The 11,650-nt window shown below is 57.1% G+C and carries 8 protein-coding genes; 3 read left to right on the forward strand and 5 right to left on the reverse strand.

The window, feature by feature from the left end; all coding sequences use genetic code 11:
- Positions 1 to 25 precede the first annotated feature (25 nt).
- The gene (locus GX147_03540; GenBank protein ID NLN59777.1) at positions 26 to 985 is read left to right on the forward strand and encodes a diguanylate cyclase; all 960 of its coding nucleotides are present in this window, start codon (positions 26 to 28) and stop codon (positions 983 to 985) included.
- A 50-nt stretch (positions 986 to 1,035) separates the two neighbouring features.
- On the opposite strand, the gene GX147_03545 is transcribed toward GX147_03540, so the two are convergent.
- From GX147_03545 to GX147_03565, 5 genes are all read right to left on the reverse strand, one after another.
- Positions 1,036 to 2,154, reverse strand: coding sequence for a response regulator (locus tag GX147_03545; GenBank protein NLN59778.1), 1,119 nt, complete (start codon positions 2,152 to 2,154; stop codon positions 1,036 to 1,038).
- On the reverse strand, positions 2,151 to 4,265 hold the full coding sequence (locus GX147_03550) for a PAS domain S-box protein (protein NLN59779.1): 2,115 nt from the start codon (positions 4,263 to 4,265) through the stop codon (positions 2,151 to 2,153). Before GX147_03550 ends, GX147_03545 begins: the two co-directional genes overlap by 4 nt.
- Complete coding sequence (locus tag GX147_03555) at positions 4,231 to 5,451, reverse strand: response regulator (protein NLN59780.1); 1,221 nt, start codon at positions 5,449 to 5,451, stop codon at positions 4,231 to 4,233. Before GX147_03555 ends, GX147_03550 begins: the two co-directional genes overlap by 35 nt.
- An 18-nt stretch (positions 5,452 to 5,469) precedes the next feature.
- Positions 5,470 to 7,563: a PAS domain S-box protein gene (locus GX147_03560; protein ID NLN59781.1), complete on the reverse strand. Its 2,094-nt coding sequence runs from the start codon at positions 7,561 to 7,563 to the stop codon at positions 5,470 to 5,472.
- Positions 7,564 to 7,723: 160 nt separating this feature from the next.
- Positions 7,724 to 8,872: a response regulator gene (locus GX147_03565; GenBank protein ID NLN59782.1), complete on the reverse strand. Its 1,149-nt coding sequence runs from the start codon at positions 8,870 to 8,872 to the stop codon at positions 7,724 to 7,726.
- Positions 8,873 to 9,383: 511 nt separating this feature from the next.
- Here GX147_03565 and GX147_03570 point away from each other — a divergent pair.
- Both GX147_03570 and yqeC read left to right on the forward strand, forming a co-directional pair.
- Positions 9,384 to 10,412 carry a molybdopterin-binding protein gene (locus GX147_03570; protein ID NLN59783.1) on the forward strand — a complete coding sequence of 343 codons (1,029 nt, stop codon included), beginning with the start codon at positions 9,384 to 9,386 and terminating at the stop codon, positions 10,410 to 10,412.
- A 5-nt stretch (positions 10,413 to 10,417) separates the two neighbouring features.
- Positions 10,418 to 11,650, forward strand: a 1,233-nt coding sequence (gene yqeC / locus GX147_03575; GenBank protein NLN59784.1) for a putative selenium-dependent hydroxylase accessory protein YqeC, incomplete at its 3' end; no start/stop codon positions are given.

The raw sequence follows: 11,650 nt of genomic DNA on the forward strand, positions 1-11,650 counted from the left end.
GGTCACCGATGTTGGGGGAAAAGCGATGGACAGCGAATCGACCTACCTGGAGGAAAAGGGGTACGGGGAAATCGACCTTTTCAAACATGTGGACCTGGAAGCGGTTCGGGGCCTTCTGGACGCCTGCACCATTCGGGTTGCCGGGAGGGATGAGATTCTGATCCGGCCGGGCCAGACAAACCAGACCGTATACTGTATTCTTGCCGGATCGTTGCGAATTCATGGGGGAGCCCTCGAGGGCATTCCCGATGCCATTCCCGGACCCGGTGAAAATGTCGGGGAAATGCTGGTGATCGATCAGGAGCCGGCAACGGTTTTTGTCGTCGCCAATGAACCAACCCGTTTGTTGTGCATCGAGGAAGACATCCTGTGGTCGCTGGTTCATGCATCCCATGCCGCCGCCTGTAACCTCCTGTTGGGCATGACCCGGAGGTTGCGCCACGCAGCCGGCACCCCCCTTGGAGACAGGCGCGCGGAACCTCCCTTCCATCATCGCGGAAGCATCGACGCCCTGACGGGCTTGCGAAACCGCTACTGGATGGAACAAACGCTGGGGCGTCAGGTTCTGAAATCTCGAATGGATGGAAGTCCCCTGTCGCTTATCCTGATCGGGGTCGATCACTTTCGGCCATTCAACGAAAAACATGGCGTGAGCTACGGCAATCGCGTGTTCTACTCCATGGCCCATACCATCAGTGCGAACCTGCGTCCGGCGGAAGTCGTTGTCCGGTACAACGAAGACGATTTCCTCGTTCTTCTCCCCGAAAAGGATCTTGAGACGGCGGCCGGGATTGCCGACCGGCTCCATCGGGAAATAATGGACGCGGTGCCCGTTCTGCCCGATGGTCGGCGGAAGCCCCATCCCGATGTCTCCATGGGCATCACCGAGATGGGGAAGGGGGACATACCGGAAACCATGCTTCAGGCGGTGGAGGCCTCTTTGTTTCGTGTTCGGAACGGGGCGGGTTCTCCCGTTTCCGGTTAAGGGGACCGGTCAAGGGTCGTATCCCCTGCGGGCCCTTTTCCCCTTACCCGTCATCCTGACAATTCTTCCTGTACGGACCGGATTTCATCAATATTTTCCTCAAACGTCCGGCATATCTCGGGGTCGAATTGTGTGCCGCTGCCTTCACAGATTATCCGGAAGGCCTGGTCCGGCTCCAGGGCGTCTTTATAGGGCCGTTTTGAGGACAGGGCGTCATAGACGTCCGCAAGGGAAACAATCCGGGCCGATATGGGGATTCCCGTGTTTTTGATGCGGTGGGGATAACCGGTTCCATCCCATCTTTCATGATGATGGAGTGCGATCCGGGCGGCCATTTCGATGACCGGGTTGTGATCCGACAGCCCGGCCGTCATGCGATCGGGGTCTTGCCGGCCGGAATAGATCATCAGGCCGTGCGGCCGCCCCAGGAGAATTTCCGCGCCGTATTCGCAGTGCTTTTCCATGACCCGCCTCTCTTCCGGCGTCAGGTCCTGCGGTTTAAGAAGGATGCTGTCCGGGATTCCGATTTTACCGATGTCATGGAGCGGGCTTGCCAGAAACAGGGTCTCTGTGAAGTCCCGAGGCATGTTCATCTTTTCAGACAGGATGCGGCAGTAACAGCCCACGCGGATGACATGATTCCCCGTTTCCTCATCTCTGAATTCAGCGGCTTTGGCCAGGCGCCAGATGATTTCCAGCCGTGATGCCTCGAGTTCCGCCGTGCGTTCCTGTACCTTCAACTCGAGGGTGCGATTGTGTTCCTTGATATGGTCCTGGCATTCCTTGATACGCAGGGCGCTTCCCAGCCTTGAGATCAAGTCGGCGGGATGCACCGGTTTTGTCAGCAGATCCGTTGCGCCCAGGTCGAGGGCCTCGCGTTTCAGATTGTGTTCCGCGTTTCCCGTTAAAACGATTACGGGGGTGTCGCGGGTTCGGTCCGCTTCTCTCAGGCGTGACAGGAGCTCAAATCCGCTCATGCCCGGCATGGTGATATCGGTGACGATGACGTCGTAATCCGTGCGGGCTGTCGCCAGAAGGGCGTCGACGCCGCGCTCCACGCAATCGATATCCCATATGTCGCTTTTGTTTTTCAGAACCCTCCTGATGCTGTCAAGAAAGGGAATCTCGTCATCCACAAAAAGGATCTTATTCCTGGGGGTCTCGTTCATGCCGGTTCTTCTTTCAGGGGCAAGCGAATGCGGAAGGTGGTTCCCTCTCCCGATGCAGTTTCGAAAGAAATCTTCCCTCCGTGTTTCTTTTCAACGATGCTGTGGGCGATGGCCAAACCCTGTCCCGTTCCCCGGCCCACCTCCTTGGTGGTAAAGAAGGGATCGAAGATGCGGGACCTCAGATCCGGCGGAATGCCCGTTCCCGTATCCGACACGGAGAGAACCACGGTATCCTTATCCCGTTTTGTGGAAATAACGATGCGGCCCATGCCGCCTTCCCCGGCGGAGATTTTTTCCTGAACGGCATGAGCGGCGTTGACGATGAGGTTGAGAATGACCTGGTTGATATCGGCGGGATAGCATTTGACCGGAGGCAGGTCGGGATCGAGCGCCGTCGTCAGTTCGGCCGTATACTTCCACACATTCCTCGAGAGCGTGATCGACGATTCGACGGCGTGGTTCAGGTCGAACTCGGTTTCTTCTTTCTCACCGGGTTGTGAGAACTCCCGAAGGGACTTCACGATGCGGTCGATCCGTTCGAGGCCGTCCAGAGACTGTTCGATAGCCCGGGGAATCTCCTGCTCGAGATAGGGCAGATCGATTTCGCGAGCCCTTTCCCGGAGCTGTTCCCGCCCCGCCGACAGGCTCCCCGTCTCGCCTCCATCTTCAACCGCCCTTTTATAAAGGGATACCAGCGTGAAGATATCATTCACGGCGTTCTGAATGAAATGAATATTGTCGCCGATGAACTGGACGGGGGTGTTGATTTCGTGGGCGATCCCGGCGCCCAATTGCCCCACGGACTCCAGTTTCCGGGAGTGCAACTCCAGGGCTTCCGCTCTCTTGCGTTCCGTGACGTCGCGCATGATGGACTGTATAATAAAACCATCCGTTGTCGTCTCGATGCACACGAGACTGATTTCCGCCGTGAAGACCGTTCCGTCCTTGCGGCGGTGGAACCACTCGAAAAACTGCGGCGTCCCGGACAGGGCGCCGCTGATTTTTTCCGCCGCGGCGGAAGCCGAATCCCGGCCGTCCGCCTGTTTAGGCGGGGAGAAATCAATGGGGCGGCGGCCGATGAATTCCTCCCTCGTACAGCCGAACAGGTCCATGGCTTTCCGGTTGCAGTCGGTATAGGCGACGTCGTTCATCAGGGTCACGGCGTCGCTGGCCGCTTCGAAAAGGGCGCGATACTTGGCGGCGCCATCCCGCAAGGCGATGAGGGCTTTCCGGTGGTCCGTAATATCCCGAATGATTTCGACGGCTCCCGCCTTTTGACCGTCGGCGTCGAACAGCGGTGAAGCCGTGCCCCAGGTATGGATGGTTTGCCCGGGCAAATGAGACTTTATGGGGCCTGTTCCGTACAGGGTGTTCCCCACGCGTTTGATGGATTTGTGCCGGTGGGCCAGTTCCGCAGGCGACAGGGAGAGACAGTCGATAAGCATGTTCATTCGCCGTCCGTAGAAGGGGACGGCATACTCGCGGTTTCCCTTGCCCAGTATTTCCGATGCCCTGATGCCCGTTAAATCCTCCATGGCCCGGTTCCAGAGGATCACTTTGCCTTCCCCGTCGATCGCAAAAGCGGGGTCGGGAAGACAATCCAGGATATTGGTCCACTGGTGCTCCAGTTCCCGGAGCGAATTTATGGCCTGCTTAAGCTTGCCGTCCCGTGCCTCGATGGCCTCCGCCATGGTGTCGAACGCCTTGGCCAGGTATCCGATGTCGTAGTCGGAATACCCCATGCCCGATCGGGCCCGAAGCTCGCCCTTTTCGAGCTTGTGAAAAGCGGTAAAGATTTTATGGAGTCTTTTTACCAGGACAAGGTTTGCTGAAACCCAGGCGAAAACAGGGAAGAGGAAGGCGGCGAGGAGAACCGACAGGCCCTGGGACAGGGTCAAGGTGTCCCGGTGGTCGATGCCGATCTTCAGGATGACGACAATGAGGGGAACAACGGCGAAAAGAAGGATGAGGAACAGGAATAAACGGAGCGGCATGGCCAGGAAGACCTGCGTCACCCTCTCACCGATCGCCCGAAGGCTCCCCTTTTTTTCAGCATCACCCCCGGCATCCTCGGCGTCAGGTATTATGTTGTTCCGTCTTGCTTTTTTCATAAACGTCACGCCATACTTCGACACGATTTTCCATATTCAAGGACTTCAGGTAATCCATATCGAGAACACTCGATCTGATTCCTCCGGCCGGTTTTGTTTCGTCCTGAACCAGGACATTGGCCACATGAACGGCTGACAGGGGGGAAAAGTGACTTGCCGAGTTCCTGCCCGGCTCATGGTGCAGCAAAACCGCTTCCACCACGGGCATCGGCAGACCCCACAATTCCAAAAGATAACCGCCGAAATCACAGTGGGAATGGTGAAATACTTCTTTTTCGGCGGTAAAAAGATCACAATGCCGCTCCCCCGCCAAAAGAATGGTGCGACGGTACTGTTCGGGGAAATTGGAGGCCAGGATCAGCCGTCCCGCGTCATGAAGCAACCCCGCGCTGAAGGCGTCGTCTTCCATCACCTTCCCGGCGTTCTGTATGCGGCAGATTTTCTGAGCCAGGCAGGCCGTTTCCAGGCTGTGATTCCAGAGTTCCGTGACGGCGAAGCCACCCGGAATATCGATATTCCGATACTGGTCGAAAATGTTGATGGTCAGACAGAGGTTCCTGATCAGGTCCAGTCCGAGAAAGGAAATGGCGTTATCCAGATTGGTGATGCGTTGCCGAAGGCCGAAAAAGGCGGAATTAACCAGTTGGAGGATTTTTGCCGTCATGCCTATGTCCCGGGAGACAATGGCGGCAATATCGCGGATCGTCACATGGTTTTCTTCCAGCTTCCGCATGATTTCCGTGTAGAGGGCCGGCAGGCTCGGAAGCCGGTTGAGGTTGGCCACGAGCTTCTTGAGTTCCGGATCGGTAAGCTTTCCGGAAACATCGGAAACCCTTTGAAGGGGATTTTTCAGAATCACCGGATTACAGGGTTTCGCAATAAACTGGTGTACCGTGTCCATGCATTGCATGACCAGGGCGTCGTCGGAGTAACCGGAAAGAATAAGACGCACGGTCTGCGGATAACGCTTCTTGACCTCATTGATCAGTTCCGCGCCGTTCATGCCCGGCATACGCATATCCGCCACGATCACGTCGAAGGGAGACAGGGCCATGGCTTCCAGGGCCTGGACACCGCTTTCCACAAAGACCATTTCCCATTCATGACGGCAGGCGTAAAGCATACGCTGCAGTCCATGAAGAACCATGGGTTCGTCATCGACGAAGAGAACGCGTTTCTTCATCATAGAATTCCTCCAAGCGGTTTAGGCGCCCGCGGTGAGGCCGGAACGAGCGGGAAAAGCGGGATTATCCTCGGGCGGGCCCTGTTTGCCGAGAGGGAGGCGAACCTCGAAAGTGGTTCCCTCGCCGGGCGTTGTGACAAAAGAAATTTTTCCGCCGTGTTTTTTCACAATGATGTTGTGAGCAATGGTCAAGCCCTGCCCGGTGCCCTTGCCCACCTCCTTGGTGGTGAAAAACGGGTTGAAAATGTGCGGCTGTGCCTCTGGGGGAATGCCCGTGCCCGTGTCGGACACGGAAAGGACCGCTTCATTGCCTTCCTGCTTGGTCGAGATCATGATTCGCCCCATGCGGGGGCTTTCTCCCGCCGTGTTTTCCCGTATCGCCTGGGCCGCGTTGATGATCAGGTTGAGAATGACCTGGTTGATATCGGCGGGATAACACGTGACCAGGGGTAGAGCCGGGTCCAGGGACGTCGTCAGGTCGGTCGTGTATTTCCATTCATTCCTGGAGAGTGTGACCGTTGATTCGACGGCCTTGTTCAAGTCATACTCGATTTTTTCCGTTTGGCCCGGGTGGGAGAACTCGCGCAAGGACTTCACGATGCGGATGACCCGTTCAAGGCCCTCCAGAGACTGTTCAATCGCCATGGGCACTTCCTTCAGAAGATAGGGCAGGTCGATTTCATCGGCTTTGGCCCGGAGTTGTTTCCCCCTGTCCTGCAGGTTCATGGGATCGGCTTCCTCTTCCGCCGCGTTTGTGCAGAGGGAAATCAGGGATACGATGTCCTGAAAAGCCTCCCGGACAAACCGGGTGTTGTCGCTGATGAACTGAATGGGCGGATTGATCTCGTGGGCGATGCCCGCTGCCAGTTGCCCCACCGATTCCAGTTTCTGGATGTGAAGATTCAGGGTCTCTCTGGTTTTCCGCGCAGAGATGTCGCGCACGATACTGAGAATGAATTGGTCCCCGTCGATATCGGCGGGGTGGGCACTCACCTCAACCGGAAACAGGGCGCCGTCTTTTCGAACATGTTCCGTTTCAATCTGCATCCCCTTGCTGAAGGCAATCTTCAGATCCTTTTGCAGGGTCTTGCGTAAATGAGGCGCCCGAAGATCGAAGATCGTCATCGACAACAGGGCATCCCGGTCGTGGCCGTAGGCGGCGAGGGCGGCCCGGTTTACATCGAGAATTCTTCCGTCTTCCCCCACGAACAGGATGATTTCACGCGTATTTTCCGAGAGAAGCCTGTATCGCTGCGTAATTAATTCGTTCTCCCTGCGCTGGCTGATGTCTTCCAGCGTGCCCTCGATACAGCAAATCCCTCCCTGGCCATCCCGGATCGCCTGGGCGTTCAGCGAGACCCAGATGGTTGAGCCGTCTTTTCTCAGAGTGCGGATTTCGTGCCCTTTGATGACGGCGTTTCGTTCAATGAGGGGGCGCAGGATCTGCCAATCCCGGGGGTCCGCCAGGAGTTGTCCCGTGATGCTGTCCACCCCCGCGACCATTTCCGCGGCGGACTCGTAGCCGTACATGCGACTCAGGGCGGCATTGACACTGATTAAACGGCCCTGGGGCGTACACTGAAAGACGCCCTCTCTTGTGATGTCGAGAAGGCTCCCGCATTTTCTTTCGCAGTCCCGATCATTCCCCTTCACCTGTTTGTATTCCGCGATGTTGTGGAGGCACTCGAAGGCGCCGGAGGTTTCCCCCTTCACGTCGAACAGAGGTCCGGCTACGGCGGAGAAACAGGGCGCGTTTTTCGCGGACAGGGCTGTCGCGTATTCTTCAGCAAAGAGAAAGGGCCCTCCTTTTTTGATTGAAGCATATTTTTCTTTGATCTCGTCATCGGGGCAATGCACGAGGTCCACGAGTATGGGCCGTCTTGCCCCGTAAAAAGGAACGGCATAGGCGTAGTCACCCTTGCCCAGAATATCCTTTTGCGACACACCGGTCAGTTTTTCCGCCGCATGGTTCCAGACCACAACGGTTCCGTTAAGGTCGATGGCGAAGAAGGCATCGGACAGAGAATCGATTATGTTCAAGATGTTTTCGTTATTTGAAAAAAGTGCGTGACCGCGGATTGTCTCCAAATCCGGGTGGGGGTTATCCGTCTTCATTTGCGACTCCCGAATATTATTCCGGACCGGGTCCGGTTTCATATGGCCGGACCGTCCCCCCCCTCTTGCCCGGGCGGGTGAAACGCGTGTTCACGGACCCTGCTCGGCGGTGGCGGACGGGGAGGAACAACTGTTTTCCCTCCGGGTTTGCGTGGCGGGATCAGTTTTCTTCCGAATATTCTTGTTGCAAGATACGGACCGTTCCCGATTCCAATTGAGACGAAAGAAAGTTTTTCAGCCTTTCGCAGGTCATATCGTTGACTTCATAGCCCCTGGGAACCACCATGATTCTCTTGGCGTTGTAGACGTCCTCGTCGATGATCATGCCGTTGCGCAGCTCGCTGATCTTGACCCGGCGCACGATTCGGTTTCGGCGGGGCAGATCGAGAGTCGTCAGCAGGTCCAGAAGGGACGGGTCATAGTGATCAGGGCGCCCGGCCATGATCCGGATGGCCTCTGCCGGGTCGTAACGGTGCAGCAGGGTGTCAAAATCAGTCAATACCCTGAGCAGGTTTGCGCCGGTGCGGATGATTTCGGTGTTTTCGGTGCCGTCAAAAACCAGGGGGCTTTTGCATGAATTGTTTTGCTGTGTGATCATGGCCGCCACAGTGGCGAGACGCGGGATATTGGCCAGGAGCATGCCGGATGTTTGGGGAACGGAGGCGATCATCTCTTTCTCTTGATCGGTCAGGGCCGTTCCGGACAGATGTTTTTCGATGATTTCCGGCGGGATGTTGACAAATCCGAGGGACGCCAGCAGCGCCGCCACCTCGTACTGCCAGGGGGACGGAAGCGACAAGCGGCGCGCAATCGAGGCGACGTATTTCCGGATGCGCATGGCCTGGCTGAATGCGACGGGATTAGCCAGAGACAAAATGTCGACGAGAATTTTGATGCTTCCCTTGAGCGTCTTTTCAAGCAACTCCTTCTCCGCCGTGATCAGACGGTACTGTTCCAATGCCGCATTCAGGGCCGGAACGATTTCTTCGACCGGAGAGGGTTTCGTTAAAAAACGGAAAATAGCCCCCTGGTTGATGGCATCGATGGCGGTCTGGCGTTCGGCGTTTCCCGTCAACATCAGCCGAACCGTTTGAGGCGCCAGCCTGCGGACCTCTTTGAGAAACATGATCCCGTCCATGAGGGGCATGCGCATATCCGATACGACCACGGCGAAGGGTCCTTCCCGGGCGATCATTTCCAGACCCGCTTCACCGCTTATGGCCGTGCGGAGGTTGTATTTCCTGCGAAGCTGCCGATCGAGGGCGTCGAGAACGTTTTGTTCATCATCTACGAATAGAATCTTTTCCATAGGCGCATCTCCGGGGTGCCGTACCGTATTGCGAACGGTGGAAACGAGAAGGGGAATCCGCGCATTCGTGATGTCCCAGACGAAGGAATTCCAATATATAAAAGTACACGGGAAGTTTCAATTGAAAAAGCCCCGCCAGTGGGCCGGCGGCGGAGCATGATGAGGGTGGGCGGAGCGGTCCGGAAAAAGCGGGAAGCCGTGCGATCTTTGCCTTGACAGGTTTTGAAATCGTGTTGTATTCATAACCGGTTGAGAAATAAGCGTCTTTGTCATTCTAATTTTGATGGGCTTGTAAGAAGTCACTCAGGTCATCATGCCGGTGACCACCTGTACCGGGAAGTGCTTCATTTTGCTGGAGTCCGGAGCGGGTTCGGGATGATGAAAGGCGTTGATTTTTGACTTGTTGCGGGACCGTCGATTTTGGGTTTGAAGAAGCGCGATCCTCGAAAGGGAACCCAGCCCGTGGGAACACGGGGATATGCAGCGATCTCATCTGAGAAGGAGGCCAGCGATGAAAAGCCGATACCTGGAAACAGAAAAAGCCGTGGGGAAAGTGCTCTGCCATGATATGACCCAGATCATCCGGGGGGTCCACAAAGGTCCCCGATTCAAAAAAGGACACGTCATCCGGGAAGAGGATGTACCGGTTCTGCTCAGTATGGGGAAGCATCACATCCAGTTGATGGATCTCGATCCGGGGGAACTCCACGAGGAAGACGCGGGCCTGCGCCTTGCCGAAGCCGTCGCGGGCCCGGGGCTGGCCCTCAAAGGCCCCATGGAAGGGAAATACGAGCTGATCGCGGCGTCGGACGGCCTGCTGAGGGTTGACGCGAAGACCCTCCTTAAAATCAACCGCATCCCCCAGATAGCCGTTGTGACCCTGCATGACCTGACACCGGTCCGCAAAGGAGAACGGGTGGCGGGAGCGAAGGTCGTTCCCCTGGTTATCGAGGAAAAATATGTGACCCGGGTCGAGGGCCTGGCCAAGCAGGTTTACCCACTGATCACCGTGAAGCCCTACCGGAAAATGAAGGTAGGCGGTGTGATTACGGGGCGGGAAGTCAGTGAAGGCCGGATCGATGACGGGTTCGGGCCCGTCCTGGGGGAGAAGGCGGCGGCCTTCGGTCTTGAAGCCCCGGAGATCACCTATGTCGGTGACGACCGGGAGAGAATCGCAGGGGCGATTCTGGATCAACTTGAAAGGGGTTGCGAACTGGTTCTCGTGACGGGGGGCATGTCCGTCGATCCCGACGACATGACCCCCGCCGGTATCCGGATGACCGGCGCGAAAATCATTCGCTACGGGGCCCCGGTCATGCCCGGTTCCATGTTCCTCATGGCCTACAAGGGAGACATCCCCATCATTGGTGTTCCCGGATGCGCCATGTACGCGGATACGACGATTCTTGATCTGCTCCTCCCCCGGGTGCTCGCGGGTGAAAAAATCACCGCTCAGGACGTTGTTCGTTTCGGCCATGGCGGTCTGTGCCGGAATTGCAAGGAATGCGTTTATCCCGTCTGTGCCTTTGGTAAGGGCTAGGTTCCATGGCCGCCTCTAATCATTCCCTGAGCCTCGTGTCCTGTCTGCCCCTGCCGGAGCGGGGGGTTGTGACTATCTACGGCGCAGGTGGCAAGACAATCCTCATGGACGTTCTGGCTCGCGAACTCACGGCGCGGAAGAAAACGGCCATCCAGACCACGACGACCAAAATTTTCCGACCCGAAGACGTGCCGGTCGTCATCGGTGAGGATTTCCCGGAGGTTGCGGGGCGGTTGACGACGCATATCGGGATGGACGGCCGGGTGATTCTCGGTACGAAGTTACTGCGGGAGAACAAGATTGACGGGATCGACCCGGCTTGGCCGGAAGCGCTCCTGGAGAATCACGTGGCCGATTATGTCATTGTTGAAGCGGACGGAGCGGCCCGGAAGCCGATCAAGGGCTATGCTTCCTATGAACCCGTTTTTCCGACCCGTTCCGATCTGTTGATACCCGTCTTGGGTATCGAGGCCATCGGTCAGCCGGTCACGTCGGACCATGTCCATCGATGCGACGCGTTCCGCCGGCTGACGGGAGCACCGCCGGACGGGCCCCTCGCGGTTTCGCACTTCGCCGGGTGCATGATGCACATGATCGGCCTTGGACAGGCGAGTTCGCCGGATACCCCCGTTGTCCCGCTGATAAACAAGGTGGACCGCCTGAGCGGCACCGGTATGATCCAAGAGGTGGCGGCGGCCCTTTCGGGTACGGATGGGCGTATCCTGTTTGCCTCTCTTCAAAATGACCATCCCGTCCGGTTCGTTTATCAGGGGGGCAAGGGGAAGCAGGGATTCGAGTTTTCCGTTGTGGTGCTGGCGGCGGGAGGATCGGTTCGGATGGGCCGGCCCAAGCTGTCTCTTCGGATTCAGGGCAAAACGCTTCTGGAAAACGCGCTTACGCCGATCGGTCGGACGGGAATGAAAGACGTCGTCGTGGTGTTCAGTGAAGAGAATGAGGGATTGAAAGAACTCATCCCGCCCGGTTATCGGGTTGTCGTCAACAGGCGAAGCCGTGAGGGCATTTCCACATCGTTGAAGGCGGGTCTGGCCGCCGTTGATCCATGCAGCCAGGGGGTTCTTTTCGCCCTGGGTGATCAGCCGTTTATTGGCGCGGAGGTTTATGCAAGGCTGATGGATCATCATCGCCGTAACCTGCCCCTTCTTACCTGGCCGACCCATGGAGGCAAAAGGGGAAACCCCGTACTCTTCGATCGCCGCCTCTGGCCGCAACTGCTGCAA

It is taken from the genome of Deltaproteobacteria bacterium, from assembly GCA_012522415.1.
Taxonomy (GTDB): Bacteria; Desulfobacterota; Syntrophia; order Syntrophales; family JAAYKM01; genus JAAYKM01.

Coding starts and splice junctions, on each gene's coding strand:
- GX147_03560 (NLN59781.1), bottom strand. CDS start 7,563: ATGAAGACGGATAACCCCCACCCGGATTTGGAGACAATCCGCGGTCAC.
- GX147_03545 (NLN59778.1), bottom strand. CDS start 2,154: ATGAACGAGACCCCCAGGAATAAGATCCTTTTTGTGGATGACGAGATT.
- GX147_03540 (NLN59777.1), top strand. CDS start 26: ATGGACAGCGAATCGACCTACCTGGAGGAAAAGGGGTACGGGGAAATC.
- GX147_03570 (NLN59783.1), top strand. CDS start 9,384: ATGAAAAGCCGATACCTGGAAACAGAAAAAGCCGTGGGGAAAGTGCTC.
- GX147_03555 (NLN59780.1), bottom strand. CDS start 5,451: ATGATGAAGAAACGCGTTCTCTTCGTCGATGACGAACCCATGGTTCTT.
- GX147_03550 (NLN59779.1), bottom strand. CDS start 4,265: ATGAAAAAAGCAAGACGGAACAACATAATACCTGACGCCGAGGATGCC.
- GX147_03565 (NLN59782.1), bottom strand. CDS start 8,872: ATGGAAAAGATTCTATTCGTAGATGATGAACAAAACGTTCTCGACGCC.